This window comes from Mesorhizobium sp. WSM4829, assembly GCF_055811475.1.
In genome coordinates this window covers 35,205-55,697 of sequence record NZ_JBVVQJ010000007.1, presented here as the reverse complement: position 1 = coordinate 55,697, position 20,493 = coordinate 35,205, and the positions used below count along the sequence as shown (strand labels likewise).

At 62.6% G+C, this 20,493-nt stretch carries 17 protein-coding genes; 9 read left to right on the top strand and 8 right to left on the bottom strand.

Annotation, left to right across the window (positions count from 1 at the left end; genetic code table 11):
* The first annotated feature begins 115 nt into the window (after positions 1 to 115).
* On the top strand, positions 116 to 1,360 hold the full coding sequence (locus tag AC0L17_RS09080; protein ID WP_473515564.1) for a glycoside hydrolase family 5 protein: 1,245 nt from the start codon (positions 116 to 118) through the stop codon (positions 1,358 to 1,360).
* Here the strand turns inward: AC0L17_RS09080 and AC0L17_RS09075 are convergent.
* Positions 1,354 to 2,772 carry a phenylacetate--CoA ligase family protein gene (locus AC0L17_RS09075; RefSeq protein ID WP_473515563.1) on the bottom strand — a complete coding sequence of 473 codons (1,419 nt, stop codon included), beginning with the start codon at positions 2,770 to 2,772 and terminating at the stop codon, positions 1,354 to 1,356. The two genes, AC0L17_RS09080 and AC0L17_RS09075, sit on opposite strands and share 7 nt — an antisense overlap.
* A complete protein-coding gene (locus AC0L17_RS09070) occupies positions 2,759 to 3,886 on the bottom strand; it encodes a glycosyltransferase family 4 protein (RefSeq protein ID WP_473515562.1) in 1,128 nt (375 codons plus the stop codon). The genes AC0L17_RS09075 and AC0L17_RS09070 overlap by 14 nt, the downstream gene beginning before the upstream one ends.
* Before the next feature lie 166 nt (positions 3,887 to 4,052).
* Between AC0L17_RS09070 and AC0L17_RS09065 the strand changes: the two genes are divergently transcribed.
* Complete coding sequence (locus tag AC0L17_RS09065) at positions 4,053 to 5,492, top strand: lipopolysaccharide biosynthesis protein (RefSeq protein ID WP_473515561.1); 1,440 nt, start codon at positions 4,053 to 4,055, stop codon at positions 5,490 to 5,492.
* Positions 5,493 to 5,595: 103 nt separating this feature from the next.
* Here the strand turns inward: AC0L17_RS09065 and AC0L17_RS09060 are convergent, their stop codons facing one another.
* From AC0L17_RS09060 to wecB, 3 genes are read right to left on the bottom strand one after another with little or no spacing between them, the layout of a single operon-like run.
* On the bottom strand, positions 5,596 to 6,399 hold the full coding sequence (locus AC0L17_RS09060) for a WecB/TagA/CpsF family glycosyltransferase (RefSeq protein ID WP_473515560.1): 804 nt from the start codon (positions 6,397 to 6,399) through the stop codon (positions 5,596 to 5,598).
* The gene (gene wecC / locus AC0L17_RS09055) at positions 6,396 to 7,727 is read right to left on the bottom strand and encodes a UDP-N-acetyl-D-mannosamine dehydrogenase (protein WP_473515559.1); all 1,332 of its coding nucleotides are present in this window, start codon (positions 7,725 to 7,727) and stop codon (positions 6,396 to 6,398) included. The genes AC0L17_RS09060 and wecC overlap by 4 nt, the downstream gene beginning before the upstream one ends.
* Positions 7,720 to 8,874, bottom strand: a complete 1,155-nt coding sequence (wecB, locus tag AC0L17_RS09050) for a non-hydrolyzing UDP-N-acetylglucosamine 2-epimerase (RefSeq protein ID WP_473515558.1) — start codon at positions 8,872 to 8,874, stop codon at positions 7,720 to 7,722. The genes wecC and wecB overlap by 8 nt, the downstream gene beginning before the upstream one ends.
* A gap of 261 nt (positions 8,875 to 9,135) precedes the next feature.
* Between wecB and AC0L17_RS09045 the strand changes: the two genes are divergently transcribed.
* Positions 9,136 to 10,515: a glucosamine inositolphosphorylceramide transferase family protein gene (locus tag AC0L17_RS09045; RefSeq protein WP_473515557.1), complete on the top strand. Its 1,380-nt coding sequence runs from the start codon at positions 9,136 to 9,138 to the stop codon at positions 10,513 to 10,515.
* 17 nt (positions 10,516 to 10,532) lie between these two features.
* Here the strand turns inward: AC0L17_RS09045 and AC0L17_RS09040 are convergent, their stop codons facing one another.
* On the bottom strand, positions 10,533 to 11,840 hold the full coding sequence (locus AC0L17_RS09040) for a VpsF family polysaccharide biosynthesis protein (protein WP_473515556.1): 1,308 nt from the start codon (positions 11,838 to 11,840) through the stop codon (positions 10,533 to 10,535).
* Entirely contained in the window at positions 11,837 to 12,133 is a 297-nt protein-coding gene (locus AC0L17_RS09035) for a hypothetical protein (protein ID WP_473515555.1), read from the bottom strand. The genes AC0L17_RS09040 and AC0L17_RS09035 overlap by 4 nt, the downstream gene beginning before the upstream one ends.
* On the opposite strand from AC0L17_RS09035, the gene AC0L17_RS09030 reads away from it, so the two are divergent.
* From AC0L17_RS09030 to AC0L17_RS09005, 6 genes are all read left to right on the top strand, one after another.
* On the top strand, positions 12,132 to 13,577 hold the full coding sequence (locus tag AC0L17_RS09030; RefSeq protein ID WP_473515554.1) for a GumC family protein: 1,446 nt from the start codon (positions 12,132 to 12,134) through the stop codon (positions 13,575 to 13,577). The two genes, AC0L17_RS09035 and AC0L17_RS09030, sit on opposite strands and share 2 nt — an antisense overlap.
* A 9-nt stretch (positions 13,578 to 13,586) precedes the next feature.
* Positions 13,587 to 14,693, top strand: coding sequence for a glycosyltransferase (locus AC0L17_RS09025; protein WP_473515553.1), 1,107 nt, complete (start codon positions 13,587 to 13,589; stop codon positions 14,691 to 14,693).
* A 71-nt stretch (positions 14,694 to 14,764) separates the two neighbouring features.
* The gene (gene uxuA, locus AC0L17_RS09020; RefSeq protein ID WP_473515552.1) at positions 14,765 to 15,997 is read left to right on the top strand and encodes a mannonate dehydratase; all 1,233 of its coding nucleotides are present in this window, start codon (positions 14,765 to 14,767) and stop codon (positions 15,995 to 15,997) included.
* Positions 15,998 to 16,256: 259 nt separating this feature from the next.
* Complete coding sequence (locus AC0L17_RS09015; RefSeq protein ID WP_473515551.1) at positions 16,257 to 17,228, top strand: tripartite tricarboxylate transporter substrate-binding protein; 972 nt, start codon at positions 16,257 to 16,259, stop codon at positions 17,226 to 17,228.
* Between the two features lie 100 nt (positions 17,229 to 17,328).
* The gene (locus AC0L17_RS09010) at positions 17,329 to 17,790 is read left to right on the top strand and encodes a tripartite tricarboxylate transporter TctB family protein (protein ID WP_023797766.1); all 462 of its coding nucleotides are present in this window, start codon (positions 17,329 to 17,331) and stop codon (positions 17,788 to 17,790) included.
* Between the two features lie 10 nt (positions 17,791 to 17,800).
* A complete protein-coding gene (locus AC0L17_RS09005; RefSeq protein ID WP_027151366.1) occupies positions 17,801 to 19,309 on the top strand; it encodes a tripartite tricarboxylate transporter permease in 1,509 nt (502 codons plus the stop codon).
* A gap of 102 nt (positions 19,310 to 19,411) precedes the next feature.
* Here AC0L17_RS09005 and AC0L17_RS09000 read toward each other — a convergent pair whose 3' ends face one another.
* Positions 19,412 to 20,488, bottom strand: a complete 1,077-nt coding sequence (locus AC0L17_RS09000; RefSeq protein WP_473515550.1) for an ABC transporter ATP-binding protein — start codon at positions 20,486 to 20,488, stop codon at positions 19,412 to 19,414.
* Positions 20,489 to 20,493 lie beyond the last annotated feature (5 nt).

Sequence of the window (20,493 nt, the reverse complement as noted above, 5' to 3'; positions counted from 1 at the left end):
CGCCCCGCCAGGGTTTCGATTCTTGTATACCATGCTGTCGAAAAGCCGAGCGACCGCAATCCTCTTTTCCGATCCTGCGGTTAATATCTCCAACCATGAAACGGAAAGAGTGGCGATGAGAAGGACGGCGTTTGTTGCAGCGTGGATGCTCGGCATGGCGATAGCCGCCAGCGCTGCGCCGATCCCGCTGCAGCGCGGCGTTGGCGTGCATGAATGGCTCAACTGGTCGCCGGTGGAGGAGGATGGATCCTACCGTTGGCCGCCCTATCGCAGCGAGCAGGAGTGGCGCGCTGGACATAGGCCGCTCACCGATTGGCCCGGCGACGCGTTTACGCACATTCGGTCGATGGGCTTCGACTTCGTCCGGCTGAGCGTCGACCCCGGCCCTCTGCTTGCCAGCCGGGGCGCCAAACGCCAGCAGGCGCTCGACATACTTGCCGCCGCGGTCGAGCGGGTCACGTCGGCCGGCCTCAAGGTGGTTTTCGACCTGCACGGCGTCACCCAGGTTCCGGCCTACAGCATGGAGATGATCTATGACGGTGCCGACAGCGAAGGCGTCGCCAGCTATCGCGAAATGGTTGTGGCGGTCGCCGCCATGCTGGCCAGGGTTGGCACCGACAAGGTAGCCCTCGAGCCTTACAACGAGCCGGCATACTACCCCTGTGATTCGAGCGGCAGCGATGACTGGCAACGGATCATGGCAGACACGGTCCGCGATATTCGCGCAGTCAGCAGTGAACTCACCATCGTCGCAACAGGCGCCTGTGGCGGCAGCATTGCCGGACTGGTCAATCTCGCCCCCGGCTTTGACGATCCGAATGTCTACTACAGCTTCCATATGTACGAGCCGCACAGTTTCACGCACCAGCGGTCTGACGGGACAGGCGCTTTCGCCTCGGGGCTGCCCTGGCCGGCCGACAGCAGCACGCCCGAAAAGGTGACCGAAACCGTTAAGGCCCGGGTGGACGCCGCCGGCTTGAGCCCGGTCGAGCAGGTGATGAACATGGTCGCGGCGCGTCAAGCAATCGCCCGGTATTTCGAGCAGAATTGGGGGCCGAGCCAACTCGAGGCGAGCTTCCGTCAGGCGGTCGACTGGGCCGAGGCGCATGGCATTCCAGGCCGGCGACTGTTCATGGGCGAATTCGGCGTCATCCTCATGTCTGCGGACGGCCGCATGGGCGCGTTCGACGCTGACCGTCTGCGCTATCTCGAGGCGGTGCGCCAGCAGGCGGAACGCTTCGCGATACCCTGGTCTGTCTGGGAATTCGCCAATCCGCATGGGATGTCGCTGATCCTCCCCGATGGACCGCCCATAGCCGATGCTGGACTGGTGCGAGCGCTGGGTCTTGCGTCTCAGTAACGCGATATGTCGAGTTGCTGGTTGATGAGCGCCCGCTTGCCGCCCCGCCCGGCTGCAATGCGGTCCACGGCTTTCAGGCAAAACCGGATACGACCGTTTGTGCGGTTGACCAACGTCTCGACGAGTCGCGCGGCGCAGGCAGGTGCCGCCCCGGCGGTCGGGATATAGCGAATCAATGCCTCGCCGGGCTGGTCCTGGTAGAATTGCAGTTCCTCTATGCCGTCGAAGAATGCGGGGCCGTCGGGCACCAGGTGCGTCGTCACCACCCGGCCGCCGTCGGCGGTCACCAGATAGTCGACGTTTCGGCGCGGCATGACAGCCTCGACTCTAAGCCGCTGGCCGTTTGCCTCATTCGGCAATTCCACCAACCGGGCAGAGTCGCCGGTATCGTAGCGGATGAAAGGCATGCCGGTCGACAGGAAGCCAGTGCCGACGAGCCTTCCCTCCTTGCCTGTCTCCGTTACCGGCTCGCCTGCCGCATCGACCAATTCGGCGAGGCCGTAGAGAGGATTGAACTCGTAGCTGCCGGGGGTTCCGGGCGTTTCTTCGGCGAACAGCACCTTTTCGCTGAGTCCATAGAAGCAGGACAGCGGTACGTCGCCAAGAACGTTTCGGATGATCTCCCGTTGATGGGGATGGACTGGCTCCGAGATCATCATCATGCCCTTGACGGGCCGTTTTGGTACTCGATCAAGCACGCGCATATGCCGGCAAAACAGCTCTATGGCCGAGGGATAGCCATAAAAATACGTGATGCCCCGCGCGTCGATCAGGTCGAGATAGGCATCGGCGTCGTCGATGGTCATTGGAAAGACAGCGAGCCTCAGTTCACGGAGTGCCGGGTCCCATTCATGCCGTCGCTTGCCGGTGGCATCGAGGCTGAAGCCGCGGAAGCAGACGCGCGCCGTGCCTTCATCAAAACCGATCCGCGACCAGACGTGGTAGACGAACGCCATCTCGCGGGCGCTCCGATCCTTATCGAGATAGAAGCGAAATGGCTTGTCGGTGCTGGAGCCGTTGCCGAAGGCCTCATCCAGTTGGGCAATCGGCACCGCCAACGCTGCAGTTCCAGCCTTTCGCAGGATGTCCTTGGACAGAACCGGGAGGCGGCGCAGGTCGGCAAGTCCCAGCGTCGACAGATCGAAGCCAGGACCGAGGGCTTGGTCGATCGACTCGCGATAGAACGGACTGCCGGCATGGGCTTTCCGCAACAGCGCGCGCAGCGCGGCCAGATGAAATTGCCCGGCATAGACAGGATCCTCGGCGGCCATGGCGATCCGGCCCCGCCACGACCGATAGGTCGCACCAAATTTTACCCGAGTTGGCGCCAGCGCCAGCATGGGCGCCAGCAGCCGCCTGACCGCTGTCGGGCTTCGCACATAGGCACCGCGCGCTACGTCAAGAAAATTCATGGTTTTGCACCGGCCTGCCGTTTGCCGCCTCATGCCACACACGGCATATCGATGCCGCGAACGAAGAAAGCTCCAGCCGTTCCCGGTGCACCGCCATGGCAGCCGAGCCAAGACGGGCGCGCAACGCCGTGTCGTCAACCAGTTCTGTCAGTGCCTCGGTCAGCGCCGCCACATCGCCGGGCGGCACCAGCAACCCGGTTTTCCTGTCGATGATGATGTCCTCTACCGCGCCGACAGGCGTGGTGACCACCGCGAGGCCGGAGGCCATTCCCTCGATGACCGAGACCGGGAGGTTTTCGGCGAATGAGGGGAGCGCCAGAATGTCGGCCGAAGCGATCAGCGATGCAACCTCTTTTGGACCCACCCAGCCTGGAAAGGCGATACTTCCGGCAAGCCCCAGCCCGGCCGATCTTGCCCGTACGGCCTCGACGTCACCATCGCCGGCGATCGTGGCGCGCCACTGCCTGACAGGCTTCATGCGATGCAGTGCGTCCAACAATTGCGGCACGCCCTTGCGGTCGCCGATACGGCCCAGGAACAGGATGTGAACGCTGTCTCCACCACCGACATGGGCCAGGGACGGGACCTCGGTGGCATTGGGCACAATCACTATGTTCGCGGCCGCGCCTGGCGCCCGTGCAGTGACGAAGTCGCGCCAGATACGGCCCAGAACCACGATCCGATCGGCATGCTCGAACATATGCCGGATGCGGCGGCTCATGAAGCTGCGTTTTTCCTTCCAGAACGTCTGGTATTGAGCTCCATGCAAATGCAGCACATAGGGGATGCCGAGCAATCGCGCGCACCTCGCGATGACCATCTTGCGGTAGGTACTGCCAAAGCTCGATACGTTGATGTGAACGACGTCGGCACGGCCGGCAATACGCGCGACCAACATCCGAAGGCAAAAGCCAATCATGTAGAAGACCGACAGCGCGACCGAGCCCGAACCGCGACTGGGAAGGAAGCGCGCCTCGATCTTTCCGTCTCCCTGCCGTTGGAGTTCGCGGTCGAGCGCCGCCATGATGCGGTCGATGCCCCCCTGCCCCGACACACCCGACGGGGTCGCGACCAGGACATGTATTTTTCGATCGGGTAAGAGACTCTGCAGCATGGTATTCTCGATAGCACGGACCGCGTAACCACAAAGCAAACGTTCCCGGTAAGTTTACGGCAAATCTTTTAGTTCAAACTGAATCTGTTTCACCCTTCGCCGCTGTCGCGCTGGATTTTCCGCCGGTCGACGGTTAGTCGAGGGGGAATTTTCCGGGGACAACCTTTTGCTGCTGCGCTCCACGCTCATCTATGCCCCGGCGATCCTGCTGACGCGGATTTCCGCGCTGCTCCTGCTGGTCATCGTGACGCGGTTGATCGACCAGACCGAGTATGGGCTGCTGACCCTGGTGGTGACCGTCGGCGAAATGACCGACATTGCGGTCACCAACTGGCTGCGCATCGCTTTGCTCAGGCTTGGCGGCAAAGGCGACGTCAGCCGCGGCAGCCTGATGCTGGCCGGGCGGGTGTTGCTTGCCAGCACGGCGCTGGCGCTGATCATATCCGTGATCGCCTCTGCAGTGATCGTGCCGGAGCGCTGGGTCGAGTTCGCGATCGCCGTCTGCAGCTACCTGATCGCCGGTTCCATCGGCCGCTACGCGTTGACGGTGCTGCAGATGCAGCAGCGTCATTCGGTCTATTCGATGCTCGAGTTCCTGCGCGCCGTGCTGCAGCTGGCGCTGCCGATCGGCGCCATCGTCATGTTTCAAGATTCCTTTCTGACGGTATCGCTCGGCTCGAGCCTCGGTGTACTGATCGCCGGCATCGTGGCGGGCGTCATGGCATCCCGACGCGTCGTTGCCGGTCCGCCACGCTTCACCCAAAAGGAGTTCTTCGTCCTCGGCGTGCCCCTGGTCATCATGGCGCTGGTGGGCTTCGGCCTGCACAGCGCCGAGCGTGTGTTCCTCAAGATCTATTACGATGCCGGCGCAGTGGCGATCTTCGCTGCAGCCTATGCACTGGCCCGCCAGCCGATCGATATGGTCGCCAATTCCATCAACATGGGCGCCTTTCCCGAGGTGGTCAGCCGGTTCGACGACGACGGGCCCGCGGCATCGGGCCGGCTGCTGTCGCAATTGATGGCCTTGATGATGCGCCTTTGCCTGCCGGTTGCAGCGATGCTGGTCGCACTCAGCAGCGATATCACGCAGCTCCTGCTGCCCGCCGAGTATCACGGCCGTTTCGGCCTGCTCTTTCCGATCATCGCCTTCAGTGTGCTGTGTGCCAATCTCGCCAGCTTCGTCTATGGCACCGTGGTGCACGCACACAAGCGGCCGTGGCTGCTAATCATCGCCAATTCCTTCGGCTCGGTGGCGACAATCGCATTGTCCGTGCTGTTGATCCCGCCGATGGCGGAGGTCGGCGCTGCTTTGGCGCTGGCGGGCGGATCGCTGTCAGGCCTTTTAGCCTGCATCATCATCAGCGAACGGCTGACGCCGGTGCCGGTGCCATGGCGCGACATCGGCATGTCGGTCGTCATCTCGCTCAGCACCGGGCTGGCCGCCAGCCTTGCCAGCGCTCTGCTCGGCAATATGCCGGCCATCTTCTCGCTCATTGCCGGCGGTGCCGCTGGCGCAGTGGTTTTCTTCGGGCTGACCTGGCTGTTTTATCCCGCCGCCGCGATGCAATTCGTAGCCAAGCTGAGGGCGCGGCTGCGGCTCGCATAGGCCGCAACGGCATTTGCCGAATTGTCGTTCCATAGTCCTGGAAAAAGCGGCTCCGACTTCGGACTGATGCAGCAGCCCAGGGTCGTCGGTCTGGTAAAGCTATTTATGGATCGACCTTCCGGCGTCCCCGACGGCCCCACAACTCCCGGCACAGCAGCGCCGCGTAGGCGGTGTTGGTGTCATAGTAGCGGCGCCACAAGCGTTGCGGTTCCTGTGCCACGCGAAACAGCCATTCCAGACCGGCCGCTTGAACTAGTTTTGGCGCCCGGGCAACCTTGCCGCCATAGACATCGAAACTGCCGCCCACGCCCATGACGAAACTCGGGGTGAGTTCGTCACGATAGCGCTTGATAAAACGCTCCTTGCGCGGCGTCGGCATCGCCACCAACAGGCAGTTGGCCCCCGAGGCGTTGATCGCCTCGACGATGCCGGCCTCGTCTTCCGGCTTGAAATAGCCATTGCGCATGCCGGCGACAACGAGACCCGGATGATCCCTGGCAAGTCGCATTCCAACGGCATCAAGAACGGATTGTTCGGCGCCCAGGAGGAAGGGCCTGAAGCCACGCTTCGCGCAGAGGCTCAGCAGATTGATCATGATGTCGACGCCGGCCACCCGCTCCGGCAGTGCGACGCCGCAAAGACGCGCCCCCCAAAGCACGCCGATGCCGTCGACGTTGATCACATCCGCCGTCGCCACATCCTCCCGCAACTCGCTATTGTTGCGCATGTTCACAAGCTTGGCGACATTCACCACCACATGATGCAGCGGCCGCCGCAGGGTCATCGCCTCATCGGCGATGGCCAGCGTCTCGGCCATGGTCAGCGCATGGATCGGTGCGCCAAGGAATTCCCGGCGCCGCGACGCCAACAGGCGATGCTGCGCCCATGCCGGGTCGTGCGCGTTCATGCGGCCTCCTCTGCACTTGCAGGAAGCGCCTCGAGCGCTGATTTCTTGCCTTCGATGCGGGCGTCGGGCTTGCGTGCCTTGCGCCAGGTCCACAAACCCCTGGTGTCGATGAGCTTCTTGTCCTTGAGCGCTTCGGGATCGACCAGATTGAACTGGCGATGGTCGACCAGCAGAACGACGATATCGCACTGGTCGATCGCGGAAAGCGCATCGGTGAAGACGATGCCCTTGCCCTCGAGCTCATGTGGCAGCCTGTGTGCGTTGGGTTCAGCCGCAATGATCTTCAGGTTGGGAATATCCGACAAAAGCTTCACCACCTCGACGGCCGGACTCTCGCGCATATCGTCGATATTGGGTTTGAAGCTGAGGCCAAGACAAGCGATCGTCTGCTTACGGGACGGGTCGAGCAAGGCTTGTATATCCCTGACCACCGACAACGGACGCTCGGAATTGATCCGGCGTGCCGAAGCCATCAGCCGCGTGCTGTTGGGCGCGGCATCGATGATAAAGTACGGATCGACCGCAATGCAGTGGCCGCCGACCCCCGGGCTCGGCTGCAGGATGTTCACGCGGGGGTGCCGGTTGGCGAGATCGATCACCTCCCAGACGTTGAGCGACAGATCCTGGCACACTGCCGCAAGCTCGTTGGCAAAGGCGATGTTGACGTCGCGGAACGCGTTCTCGGTCAGCTTCACCAGTTCCGCGCTTTCGGCCTGGGTCGTGAACAGGTCGCCGGCAACAAAGGTTGAATAGAGTGCTGCGGTGCGTTCCGACGACTTGCGCGACAGTCCGCCGATCGAGCGATCGTTGTTGATCAACTCGGTAAGGACCTTTCCCGGCAACACCCGCTCGGGCGAATAGGCGACCAGGACATCGGCCTGTTCGCCATGCACGAGAGGAAATTTGAGGTCGGGCCGCAACTCGGCAAGCAGTCCGGTCATGATGCGCGTCGTGCCGACCGGCGATGTCGATTCCAGCACCACAAGGTCTCCCCGCTTCAGCACCGAGGCAATGCTGCGTGCCGCCGCGAGCACATAGCTCACGTCAGGCTTGTGGTCCTCGGTCATCGGGGTCGGCACGGCGATGACAAAGGCGTCCGCCGGCTGCGGCGTGCTGAAAGCCCTGAGCTTGCCGTTGGCGACAACCTTCTGGATCAGACCATCGAGGTCCGGCTCGACGATGTGGATCTCGCCGCGATTGACCTTCTCGACCACCGCTTCGTTGACGTCGACGCCGATGACGTCGAGCCCGCGACTGGCGAAGATGGCACAGGTCGGCAGGCCGATATAGCCCATGCCGATAACGGAAACGGTCTTGATCTCAGCCATGATGTAGCAGTTCCTCAACGATCCGGTTACTGGCCCGGCCATCGCCATATGGGTTGTGTCGTTCCGCCATGCCGCGATAGGCCGCCTGGTCGTCGAGCAGGCTGTTGGCATTCAACAGGATCTTTTGGATATCGGTGCCGACGAGACGGGCGGTGCCCGCCGCGATCCCCTCGGGCCGCTCGGTATTCTCACGCATCACCAGCACCGGCTTGCCGAGCGAAGGCGCTTCTTCCTGCACGCCGCCGCTATCGGTCAGCACCAGATAGCTCTGCTTCTGCAGGAACAGGAACGGCAGATAGTCCTGCGGGTCGACCAGATGAATGTTCGACACGCCGCCCAGTTCTGCGTTGACCACCGAACGAACATTGGGGTTGGGATGGACCGGATAGACGATCTGCACGTCCTCGCGCATTGCCAGCCCCTTCAGCGCCGTGCAGATACGATGGATGCCGCCGTCGAAATTCTCACGGCGATGACCGGTGACGAGGATCATTTTCTTGGCGGGATCGAGGAATGGGAAGCTGGCGGCGAGTTTTGCGCTCATCTGCCTGTCGGCGTCGATCGCGCCGGAAAAATGCAACAGCGTGTCGATCACCGTGTTGCCGGTCACGAAGATGGTGCTCGCAGCCTTTCCTTCGGCGATGAGATTGTCGCGCGCCTGGATGGTCGGCGCGAAGTGCCAGGTCGCGATATCGCCGGCAATCTTGCGGTTCAGTTCCTCTGGAAACGGAGAGTTGATGTCGTGGCTGCGCAATCCTGCCTCGATATGGGCGACCGGGATGCGCTTGTAGAAGGCAGCCAGAGCCGCAGTCATCGCCGTGGTCGTGTCGCCTTGCACGAGGACGATATCGGGCTTCGCCTGCTCCAGCACTTCGGCCATGCCCAGCAGCACGCGCGAGGTCACGTCGAACAATGTCTGGCCGGGCTGCATGATGTTGAGATCGTGATGCACCGGCAGGCCGGTCAGTTCGATGACCTGGTCGACCATCTCGCGATGCTGGCCGGTGATGCATGTCTCGGTGATGAAACCTGGATGGGCAAGCGCGGCACGCACCACCGGAAAGCATTTGAGCGCCTCAGGCCTGGTGCCGAACACGATCAGCAGTTTTTGCCTGGACGGCAGTTTTGGATGTGAAAGGATGTTCATTGCTGATCCTGGTCGCCAGAAGGCGTCGCGACCTGCCGATTATTCGCCACGAGCTATAATAGCGGCAGAAGCCGCCTCCGTGACCTTAAATCTTAATATATGATTAACAGCCAAGCCCACGTTCGCCCCGGTAACTCTTATGAAAGCCTGAACGGATAGGTATCCTGGCAGAGTAGTCTTGAAAAAGAATATATTCGATTGACTAATATTTTAATTATCGGCCACACGGTCGGATCTCGGCGCTGGGAAAATGAGCTGCTGGTGCGGTTGAGCGCAGCTGGTCACGTGGTTTCGAGCGGCCGCGCGCCGACGCCTGCGCCGATTGCACGCGGCCTGGATGTTGTGCTGGCGATCGAGAGCCGGCGCTTCGGTCCCTCATTGGCAAGCCGCTGCGAACCGTTGTCATCTGGCGGTTCTGGTCCGGCCGACCTCATAATCGATCTCACCGGCACTGCCGCACGACGTGGCACGCCGGTTCTGACGCTCGAATTTTGCGGCCGCAGCACGTTCCCCGCCGGTGTGGCCGAGATGCTGGCGAGCGGGCGATTGCCCGAACTTGCCGTTCGCCTCGACGGCGTCACAGTTGCCCGGGGCCGACCGATGCTCGGCGACCGGCTCTGGCTGTCTCGCAGCTGCAACGACCTGCTCGCTGGGACCATCTCGCTGGTCGCGCAAAGCGTCGCCCGTTTTGCCGCGGGCGAACTTGCGCCGATAGCCGATAGCCCGGCGCCGATCCCGAGGAACGGCAGATTTGTCCGGCACTATCTGCCTTTTTTCTGCAAGGGGTTGGTCGATCGCGCCGTGCAAAAACTCAGGCTTGGACGGCGTCCCTTCTATTGGCAGGTTGCCTATCGGCTGATCGACGGGCCAGGTGTCGCCGAAACCGGGCAGCTCGACGGTAAGCCGTTCACCGTCCTGCCGGACGATGGCCAGCGATTCTATGCCGATCCGTTCGTCCTCGAGCGGGATGGCCGCCACTATCTGTTTGTCGAGGAATTTCCCTACGCTACGGGTCGCGGCGTGATTTCTGTCGCCGAACTGGGTGACGACGGCAGCTTCGGCGTGCCGAGGGTGGTGCTGGAGGAAAAGCACCACCTGTCGTATCCGCAAGTGTTCGCACAGGCCGGCGAGATTTTCATGATTCCTGAAAGTGCGGCGGCGCGCGAGCTTGTGCTCTACCGCGCCGCGCAGTTTCCAGATCGCTGGGTACGCGATACCGTGCTGTTGACGGACAAGGATTTCAATGATGCCACGCTGCTCGAATCGGGCGGCCGCTTCTGGCTGTTGGGGACGGAGCGGTTCGGTTATGGCAGCGCGTCGGACACGATGGCGGTCTATTCCGCACCCTCGCTGCGCGGGCCGTGGGTTGCGCACGCGCTCAATCCCATCGCCGTCGATCACTCGGCCGCTCGCCCCGGCGGCGCCTTTATCGGCCACGGTGACGCCCTGGTGCTGCCGGTGCAAAACGGGTCGAGAGCCTATGGCGGCGGTCTCGGGTTGATGCGTCTGGAACGGCTTGACGATTTCGATGTCGGTTTTGCGCCGCCCCGCCCGATCGGCCCGGGGCCGGCATGGGCCCGCACGGGCATTCACACGCTCAACCGCGCAGGCAATGTCGAGGTTGTGGATAGCGCCGGCTGACGCGTCTGGAGCCTGCGCTATCCAGGCCGATTCAGTATTGGCTTGGAAGCAGCCGCGGCCGACAGTATGCTCGCCGGCCCGCTTCGAAACGAAGCGTTTCTATAGGCAAGCAGCAGCACCACGATAATGGTGATCTCCGGCGACTTTGACGAGAGCGCGTTGTTCGACAGCGCAGCAAGCAGGAACGTCATGGTGCCGATCCATGCCGGCAGCGGCGCCCCGCGCAGCAACCGGAAAATGAACCAGAATACCAGCACGATAAAGAGCGCGGCTATGGGCAAGCCGAAGAGCATGATGATGACCACCGGCGCGCTCTCGATGTAGGGCAGATGCAACTTCTCGTTGACGATTGCCAAGAGGTCGTCGACGTTCATGCCGAACAGGATGTCTTTCCAGCTGACAAGTCCGAACACCTGGTAGATCGTCACCCGCGCCATGAAGTTTTCGTCAAAGATCGTGTTGCCGAATCGGTTCAGCAGCCCGCCCGAAAACAGTATGGCCACCAGCACTGCGCCGCCCGCCACGGCGAACAGCAGCACGACAGACTTGGCCTGCCGCTGATGCTTGAGCGACAGGCGCGGCCAGGGCACGAACATCAGCAGGATGAGGGTTTCTGCGGCAGCGAGCAACAGGGCGGCGCGGGCGCCTGATGCAGCACAGCCGACGAGCAATACGAAGATCGCCAGCACCCGCACCCATATGCGCCAGTTCGTCAGCGGTACGAACCCGATGACTGTGGCGCAGAGCGCGCCCAGAGCCAGCGGGTGCGCCGATAGGCCGATCGGCCTGAACTGCAGTTCGTTGAGACCGTAGGGCAGAAATCGATGTTGAGTCACCGCTTCGATCGTGCCCATCACAGCGCTGAGGACCACCATCCCAAGCACGAGGTCGCCCAAGGCACGCCGCACTTGCGCGTTCAGGGCCAGCATCAACAGGCCTGCGGCGCCCGCCACCAGATAGGTATCGATGATAAACCCGGAGGAGCCGGCACGGCCGGTGATGAACAGATACGGCACCAGCGCGAAAATCACCGCAGAATAGAGCAGCAAAGCCTTGAAGATTCCAATTTCGTCGCCCTGCAGCAGAAACGGTCGGCTGAAAAGGACGACAGGAAGCAGCAGGAAGATAGCATAGGTGCCGACATGCAGTTTCTCGTAGAACGAACCGCCGTCGGCGGTATAGTCGACGACCATGTTCATGATCTGCGGTGAGACCGTGAAGCGGAGCAAGAACGCCAACGCAGCGCACAGGAAAAACAGAAGCGACAGCGCGTTCTGACGGCGCGCCTGGCTGGATCGTTCCGATACGGCAGCTGGATAGCTCATGGCCGATCCAAGTGAAGGTATTCAAACGCCATGCTGGCCAACGAGATCCATTCAAGGGACCGCTGAACGGACGCGGTGCGTGACTCGGCAAAATATGCCAACTTGGAAAATGACATGTTAACGATCTTTCTGTAGTGCTGGTCCGCGTAGCGAATAACCAGAGTTAGCACCATGTCCGCCGCTTCCGGCACAACCCCTCCCTCTGCAGCGGGTTCCGACGTCAGCGCGTTCGAGCGGATCGCCAATGCGCGGCGCGCCAGCAGGGCAAGGCTGCAACAGGATGCTCCGGTCATGGCACGCCCCCCTGCCCCTGTCACTCCGCCCACGCCCGAGCCTGTCCCAACGGTGACGCTCGACAAAATCGGCGATTTCCTCGAGCTCGATTTTCGACGCTTGTTTGTCTGGCTGCGTGCCGGGCTCGTCTGGGCACTGATGCTGGCAGTAGCCGGCGGCGTCATCGGCGCCGCCTACGGGTTGCTGAGCAAACAGCGTTACACCGTCACGACGGAAATCCTCATCAATCCCGCCAATTTGCAGGTAGTGGAAAACGATGTCTACTCGCAACCGGGCCAGGTCGACAGCCAAATACTGAACGCGCGCAGCAAGCAGCGCATCTTGACCTCCGGCAACGTGCTTGCACGTGTGGTGGACGAACTCGGTCTCGCCAACGATCCGGAGTTTTTCGATCCGGACCAGACCGCTTCCACCTCTGGTGCTGCAGCGAGTGGCGGCAAGTCCGATCCGAAGCTTATCGCCCAGAAAAGCCTGGCGCAGCGGGTCAGCGTCGCTGCAGATGAAACCTCGTTCGTCACAACCCTCGCGGTATCGGCAGAAACCACCGGCAAGGCGATCCTGATCTCGCAAGCCATGGTGAAGGCTTTCCAGGAAGAACTGGCCAAGTCCGAAGCTGCTGGCGCCGGCCGTGCCGCAGCTGCTCTTGAGGGCCGGCTCGGCCAACTCAAGCGCGACGTGCAGGCAGCCGAAGAGAAGGTCGAGAGCTACAGGCGCAGCCACAATTTGTCGGCCAGCAATGGCCAGCTTGTCAGTTCGCAGACGATGACGCAGCTCAATAGCGAAATTGGCGAGGCGCAATCGCGCGTCATCGCGGCGCAGGCAAGTTACGACGCCTTGGTTGCTTCCGGTGTCAATGGGGCCAATCCTGACCCCGCGGTTTCGGCAGCACTCTCAGTGTTGCGCGACAAGGCGAATGGCTTGCGGCAGCAGATCGATTCTCAGTCCATGACCTATGGTCCGCGCCACCCGACGATCGTCCGGCTCAGGACAGAATTCGAAACCGTCAGTTCTCAACTCAGGGCGGAGTTCTCGCGCACGGTCGGCACGGCAAAAGCCAACCTGGACAAGGCCAACGCCTCGTTGGCTTCTCTCACCGCCAGGATGAACGATCTGAAGAACAACGTTTTCACCGACAGCGAGTCCCAGGTCGCCCTGCGTGAGCTTGAACGCGACGCCGCCTCGAGAAGGGCGGTTTATGAAAGCTTCCTGTCTCGCGCGCGCCAAATCACCGAGCGCGAGCAGATCGACACCACAAATGTGCAGGTGATTTCCACCGCGGTGCCGCCACCGGGGCGCTCGTGGCCGCCCCGCACCCCTGTGACGGCAGGCCTGGGAGCTTTCGCCGGCTTTGCTCTGGGCATGCTGCTGGCCATTGCCATGGGTATCGTTCGCGACATGCGCCAGCCGCCGAACCGATCAGGCATCGGCGTCAGCCGAGCCTGAAATCCAGGCATGGCGAACCGCATTGTCTTTCACATCGCCAGTCTCAGGGGCGGCGGCGCCGAGCGTGTCTTCGTCCTCATGGCAAACGAATTGGCATCGCGTGGGCACGATGTCACCCTTTTTACCTGGAACGCGCAAGGACCCAACGCCGCGCTGCGCTCCCCCGCCGTGCATCTGGTCGATTTCGACCTTCCCATCCGGGGCGAGGGTTACGGCAAGTGGGAGACGCTGAAAGGCATCGTGCGAAGCGCAGGTTTGTTCAGCCGCCTTGCTCCGCATGCGGTCTACAGCGCCCCGGAATTTGCCAATCTGGTCGTGGCGCTGGCGCTTCTCCTGGCGCGAAGCCGGGCGCGGTTCTTTCCAAGCTTCCACGCAGCCGCCTCACTGCCTTCCAGCAGTCTCGGCGCGAGAATAGCGGTCTGGCTTTCCGCGCTGGTTGCAGCGCGCGCAACCAAAGCCATCGCCGTCTCAGCGGGTGTCGGCCGCGACATTGCGGCCCGCGGCTTTCCCAAATCCAAAATTGTCGTCATCAACAATCCGCTGCCGCCGGTTGCGACGCTCGAACAAGATTCCCATGCATGGCAGGCACAGCTGGCGACGATGAGCGATGGCCCGGTCATCGCCACCGCCGGGCGCCTGGTGCCGGTCAAGGACCATCGGACCCTGCTGCGGGCTTTCGCTATCCTGCGCGCCGGCCGCCGCGCTCGACTTGTCATCTTCGGCGAAGGTCCGCTGGCTGCCGAGTTGCGCGCCTATGCCGAGGAAACCGGTATCGGCGCGGACGTGCTCTTTGCTGGCTACGTCAACGACCCAGCCGCCTGTTATGCCGCAGCCGATCTGTTCGTGCTTTCCTCGACGAGCGAAGGCTTTGGCAATGTGCTGGTCGAGGCCATGGCTGCGGGAGTCCCGGTAGTCTCCACAGATGCGCCACATGGCCCGCGCGAGATTCTCGGTGACGGTCGTTTCGGCGCCCTGGTGCCGGTCGGCAATGCCGCGGCTATGGCAAAGGCGATTGCTGATATGCTGGACAACCCCACTTCTGCCACCACCCTGAAAAGCAGGGCAGCGGATTTCGAAGTTGAAAAGATCGGCGATCTGTACGAAGCACTGCTCTAATGCATGTCGCCCAAAAGCATGCCCCCGGGCCTGACCCGAGGGTGCGCAGCGGTTTTTAACGGAGTGCTTGAATGAGACATGTGTGGCGTTGGTTCGGCCCGGTCGACAAGGTGACCATCGCGGACGCGCGTCAAGCCGGGGCGCAAGGCATCGTCACGGCCCTTCACCACGTTCCTCACGGCGCCGTCTGGCTGCCCGCCGAAATCGAAAGGCGTCAGCGCGAAGTCGCATCCTTGCCGGATGGAAGCGCAAGCGAACTGAGCTGGGAGATTGTCGAAAGCCTGCCGGTTTCCGAAGCGATCAAGACGCAGGTCGGCGAATGGCGCAGCCATCTAGCCAACTACAGGACATCGCTGGAAAACCTGGCGCGAGCCGGCATTTCGGTCATCTGCTACAATTTCATGCCCGTGCTCGATTGGACCCGCACCGATCTTGCCTGGCGCCTGCCGCATGGCGGCACCACCATGCGCTTCGATCTGATCGACTTCGCCGCATTCGACATCCATATCCTGAAACGCCAGGCGGCGCTCGGCGACTACACACCGGAGATCGCCGCCGAGGCGGAGCGCCGATATGCGCAAATGGATGACCATGCACGCAAGGTTCTGGCAAAAAGCGTCAATTCCGGCCTGCCCGGCTCGACCGAAGACACGTCTCTCGACGGCCTCGCGGCTCAACTGTCAAACTATGACCGCATCGACGCAACAACCCTGCGCCGGCATTTCGTCGATTTCCTGGCGGAGGTCGTGCCCACGGCCGAACGCCTCGGCCTGCGACTCTGCTGCCACCCCGATGATCCGCCGTTTCCGCTGCTCGGCCTGCCGCGCATCATGTCGACTGAGGCCGACTACAGCTACGTTCTGGACGCAGTCGACAGCCCGGCCAACGGCGCGACGCTGTGCACCGGATCGCTCGGCGCAAGACCCGATAATGATCTGCCCGGCATGATCGAGCGGATGGGGCCAAAAATCCATTTCGCTCATCTGCGCAATGTGCGCAAGGAAGCGGCCGGCACCCCCTGCTCGTTCCACGAGGACGAGCACCTTGCCGGCGACACCGACATGGTGGCGGTGGTGGCGGCGCTGCTTCACGAGGAAGCGCGGCGCAAAGTGGAGGGCCGCCCGGACGCCATCATCCCGATGCGCCCCGACCATGGCCAGGATATCCTCGATGACCTGACGCGCGGGGCGCAGCCCGGCTATCCGGCCATCGGCCGGCTCAAGGGATTGGCCGAACTCCGCGGCGTCGAACATGCGATTCGCAGGTCGACATCAGGAGAGCCGATCTCCACTTACACCGCATAATCCAGAGGGAAATGCCACAGGCCGGTCCGCGACCTGTGCTCGTTAAACATGCCATCTTCGACCGCTGGGCGTCCGGCAGTCCGCCTCCGGCTTGATGCCAGCTTTTCACCCATTTTCGCGGACTTGTGTATAATAGCAACTTGCGGCTTGAGTCCGATTGCAATCCGCTGGGTTACGCTCGTTATTGGTCCATCCGCAGCCGGAGTTGAGAAGAACTCCAAGAGGCGGTTGGGAATTCATATCCTGGGAGGAAAACAAGATGAGAAAATTCGCCGCCGCTCTGGCCGCCGCCGCTACGCTGTATTCGTTCGCCGCGGGCGCGCAAACCTATCCCGAACGCACCATCACCGTGGTGGTGCCGTTTTCGGCCGGCGGCCCGACCGACACGGTCACGCGCCTCGTCGCGGAAGCCATGTCGAAGGATCTCGGCCAGCAGATCATCGTCGAGAATGTCGGCGGCGCCGGCGGCACGCTGGGCGCCGGTCGCGTCGCGAGCGCCGAGCCCGACGGCTATACGCTGCTCCTCCATCATATCGGCATGGCGACAAGCGCCACGCTTTACAGAAAGCTCGCATACGACACGCTGAACAGCTTCGAATATGTCGGCCTCGTCACCGAGGTGCCGATGACCGTCGTCGGCCGCAAGGACCTCGAGCCGACCGACCTGAAGGGGCTGGTCGACTACGCCAAGGCCAACAAGGATACCGTCACCGTCGCCAATGCCGGCATAGGCGCGGCCTCGCATCTGTGCGGCATGCTGTTCATGAGCGCGATCGGCACGCCGCTGGTCACCGTGCCCTACAAGGGCACCGGCCCGGCCATGACCGACCTTCTCGGCGGCCAGGTCGACATCATGTGTGATCAGTCGACCAACACCACCAAGCAGATCCAGGGCGGCACGATCAAGGTCTACGCCGTCACTTCGGCTGAACGCCTCGATGTTCTGCCGGACGTTCCGACGACGACGGAAGCCGGTCTCCCGGAAGTGCAGGTCGGCATCTGGCACGGCCTCTACGCGCCCAAGGGCACGCCGGCGGAGGTCACCGAACGCCTGTCGAAGTCGCTTCAGGTCGCGCTGAAGGACCCGAATGTCGTCGCCCGCTTCGCCGAACTCGGCACCAAGCCATCGCCTGAAGCTGATGCGACTCCGGCCGCGCTGAAGGCCAAGCTGGAGGGCGAGATCGCGCGCTGGAAGCCGATCATCGAAGCCGCCGGCCAGTACGCCGACTGAGATTTTGAACGGGGCGCCCACCAGCGCCCCGTTTTTTTCACACCGGCCCCATTTTCACACCGGCATCGGCGCGCCCGCGGCGCGGGCCTGGGAGGACGTCATGAAACCCTTCACAATCGACACGACCAACGGCATATGCGCCGCGCTGTTCATCTTTCTCGGCGGATTTTTCGCGCTGCAGTCGCTCGACCTCGAAATCGGCACCGCCTTCCGCATGGGACCGGGCTATTTCCCGCTGGTCCTGGCAATCGTTTTGATCCTGCTTGGCGCCGTCATCCTCGTCGAAGCGGTGCGCTTCGAGAGCGAGCCGATCGGCCATGTAGCCTGGCGCGGCATGCTGTTCATCCTGCCTGCCCCGATCTTCTTCGGCCTGACCGTGCGCGGCCTCGGCTTCCTCCCCTCGATCTTCCTGACGGCGCTGATTGCATCCTTTGCCAGCGGTCGCATGAGGCCGCTGACCGCGCTCGTGCTCTCCGCCGGCCTGACGCTGTTTGCGTTCCTCGTCTTCAGCTATGCGCTCGGCCTGCCGTTCCGGCGCTTCGGCCCGTGGCTGCAGTTTTGAGGAGATGAACATGGAACTCCTCGACAACCTCGCGCTCGGTTTTTCGACGGCCTCGTCGCTGGCAAATCTCGGCTTCTGCCTGATCGGCGTCCTTCTCGGCACACTGATCGGCGTTTTGCCCGGTATCGGCGCCACCGCCACCATCGCCATGCTGTTGCCGATCACCTTCCAGATCGGCGACCCGGTTTCCTCCCTTATCATGCTCGCCGGCATCTATTACGGCGCGCAATATGGCGGCTCGACCACCGCCATCCTCATCAACATGCCTGGCGAATCCTCGTCGGCCGTCACCGCCATCGACGGCTACCAGATGGCCAAGAACGGCCGCGCCGGGGCGGCACTCGCCATCGCGGCGATAGGCTCGTTCTTCGCCGGCACGGTGTCGACCTTCCTCGTCGCCGTCTTTGCCCCGCCGCTGACGGCGATCGCGCTGGAATTCGGCGCGGCCGAGTATTTTTCGCTGATGATCGTCGGCCTCGTCTCGTCCGTCGCGCTCGCCCACGGCTCGATCGTCAAGGCGCTGGCGATGGTCGTGCTTGGCCTGCTGCTCGGCATCGTCGGCACCGACATCTACACCGGCACGCCGCGCTTCACGCTCGGCATCCGCGAATATGCCGACGGTCTGAATTTCGTCGCGGTGGCGGTCGGCGTCTTCGGCGTCGCCGAGATCCTGCGCAACCTCGAAAACGAGCACGAGCGCTCGGTGATGATCCGAAGCGTCTCCGGCCTGATGCCGACCCGCGACGACTTTCGCCGCATGGCGGCGCCGATCGTGCGCGGAACCATCATCGGTTCGGCGCTCGGCATCCTGCCGGGAGGCGGCGCGATCCTTGCAGCCTTTGCCTCCTACACGGTCGAAAAACGCATCTCGAAAAACCCCGGGGAATTCGGCAAGGGCGCCGTCGAAGGCGTCGCCGGACCGGAATCGGCCAACAATGCCGGTGCGCAGACCTCCTTCATCCCGATGCTGACGCTCGGCATTCCGGCCAATCCGGTCATGGCGCTGATGATCGGCGCGATGATCATCCAGGGCATCGTGCCCGGCCCCAATGTCGCGATCGAACAGCCGGCGCTGTTTTGGGGCATCATCGCCTCGATGTGGATCGGCAATCTGATGCTGATCATCTTGAACCTGCCGCTGATCGGGCTTTGGGTGAAACTCCTGACGATCCCCTACTACGTGCTCTTCCCGATCATCATGGCGTTCTGCTCGATCGGCGTTTACAGCGTCAACACCAACATCTACGACCTCTACGCCGTCGCCTTCTTCGGCTTGCTCGGCTATCTCCTGACCAAGCTGCGCTGCGAACCGGCGCCGCTGCTGCTCGGCTTCGTGCTCGGCCCGCTGCTCGAGGAAAACCTGCGCCGCGCCATGATTCTCGCGCGCGGCGACCCGACCACCTTCGTGACGAGGCCGATCAGCGCCGGCCTGCTGTTCATCGCCTTCGCCGTGCTCGTCATCGTCTTCCTGCCGGCGGTCAAGAAGAAGCGCGAAGAGGTGTTCGTGGAGGAGAATTAATGTATGTCACGCAAAAGCATGCCCTTGGGCCTGACCCAGGGCCTGACCCGAGGGTGCGCAGCGGTTTTGCGACAACGACATCCATAAAAACAATAACTTAAGTCACGCGGCCGCCTGTCCAAGGCCGCGGCTGCCGATGCGGGCTCCGGTTTCCGCATCGAACAGAAAGACGGCAGTATCCTGGAAGGTGATGCCGATCGGCTCATCCATGTCGTAGTGCGCCGATTTATCGGCCTTGACGGTTACGGTGGCCCCACCGAACTGGCAGGTGATCAAGGTATGATCGCCGATCAGTTCCACGGCATAGACTCGCGCCGCAATCTTGCCCTCCGATGGCGCCGTGACCCGGCAATCCTCGGGCCGGAGGCCGGCAGTGACCTTCATACGACTTTCGGCAACGCTGGTCGCAAATCGCCCTTCCGCGCAGGCGAAGCTACCCTCGACCAGCTCGCCGTGGAGAAAATTCATCGGCGGCGAGCCGATGAAGCCGGCGACGAACAGGTTCGCCGGATCGTCGTAGATCTGGCGGGGCGTCGCGATCTGCTGCACGACGCCGCGGTTCATGATGGCAACACGGTGAGCCAGGGTCATGGCCTCGATCTGATCGTGAGTGACGTAGATCGTCGTCACGCCCAGATCGGCCTGCAAGCGTTTCAGTTCCGAGCGCATGTGGCCGCGCAGCTTGGCGTCGAGGTTGGAGAGCGGCTCGTCCATCAGGAACACGCTCGGCCGCCGCACCATGGCGCGGGCGAGCGCGATGCGTTGCCGCTGACCGCCGGAAAGCTGCCGCGGATAGCGGTCGAGGAACTCCTCGAGATGCACCTTGACGGCGGCACTGCGCACGGCGTCGTCGCGCTCAGTGCGCGGCACGCCACGAAGCTTCAGCGGATATGCGATGTTCTCGGCAACCGTCATGTGCGGATAGAGCGCGTAGGACTGGAACACCATCGCCACATCGCGATATTTGGGCAGCACGTGGGTGACGTCGCGGTCGCCGATGAGGACGCGGCCGGAACTCACCGATTCAAGCCCCGCCACCATGCGCAGCGCAGTCGTCTTGCCGCAGCCTGAAGGGCCGAGCAGCACCAGGAACTCGCCGTCCTCGATCTCCAGGTCGAGCCCTTTGACCACCTCGACCGCGCCGAAGGACTTGTAGATATCGGACAGGGTGACCCGCATATTGA

Bases quoted from the DNA above. Each gene is read 5' to 3' on its own strand.
- AC0L17_RS09060 (WP_473515560.1), bottom strand. From the start codon at position 6,399: ATGAACGCGCACGACCCGGCATGGGCGCAGCATCGCCTGTTGGCGTCG.
- wecC (WP_473515559.1), bottom strand. From the start codon at position 7,727: ATGGCTGAGATCAAGACCGTTTCCGTTATCGGCATGGGCTATATCGGC.
- AC0L17_RS09080 (WP_473515564.1), top strand. From the start codon at position 116: ATGAGAAGGACGGCGTTTGTTGCAGCGTGGATGCTCGGCATGGCGATA.
- AC0L17_RS09000 (WP_473515550.1), bottom strand. From the start codon at position 20,488: ATGCGGGTCACCCTGTCCGATATCTACAAGTCCTTCGGCGCGGTCGAG.
- AC0L17_RS09040 (WP_473515556.1), bottom strand. From the start codon at position 11,840: ATGAGCTATCCAGCTGCCGTATCGGAACGATCCAGCCAGGCGCGCCGT.
- uxuA (WP_473515552.1), top strand. From the start codon at position 14,765: ATGAGACATGTGTGGCGTTGGTTCGGCCCGGTCGACAAGGTGACCATC.
- AC0L17_RS09070 (WP_473515562.1), bottom strand. From the start codon at position 3,886: ATGCTGCAGAGTCTCTTACCCGATCGAAAAATACATGTCCTGGTCGCG.
- AC0L17_RS09030 (WP_473515554.1), top strand. From the start codon at position 12,132: ATGGCACGCCCCCCTGCCCCTGTCACTCCGCCCACGCCCGAGCCTGTC.
- AC0L17_RS09025 (WP_473515553.1), top strand. From the start codon at position 13,587: ATGGCGAACCGCATTGTCTTTCACATCGCCAGTCTCAGGGGCGGCGGC.
- wecB (WP_473515558.1), bottom strand. From the start codon at position 8,874: ATGAACATCCTTTCACATCCAAAACTGCCGTCCAGGCAAAAACTGCTG.
- AC0L17_RS09075 (WP_473515563.1), bottom strand. From the start codon at position 2,772: ATGAATTTTCTTGACGTAGCGCGCGGTGCCTATGTGCGAAGCCCGACA.
- AC0L17_RS09010 (WP_023797766.1), top strand. From the start codon at position 17,329: ATGAAACCCTTCACAATCGACACGACCAACGGCATATGCGCCGCGCTG.
- AC0L17_RS09015 (WP_473515551.1), top strand. From the start codon at position 16,257: ATGAGAAAATTCGCCGCCGCTCTGGCCGCCGCCGCTACGCTGTATTCG.
- AC0L17_RS09005 (WP_027151366.1), top strand. From the start codon at position 17,801: ATGGAACTCCTCGACAACCTCGCGCTCGGTTTTTCGACGGCCTCGTCG.
- AC0L17_RS09035 (WP_473515555.1), bottom strand. From the start codon at position 12,133: ATGACCGGAGCATCCTGTTGCAGCCTTGCCCTGCTGGCGCGCCGCGCA.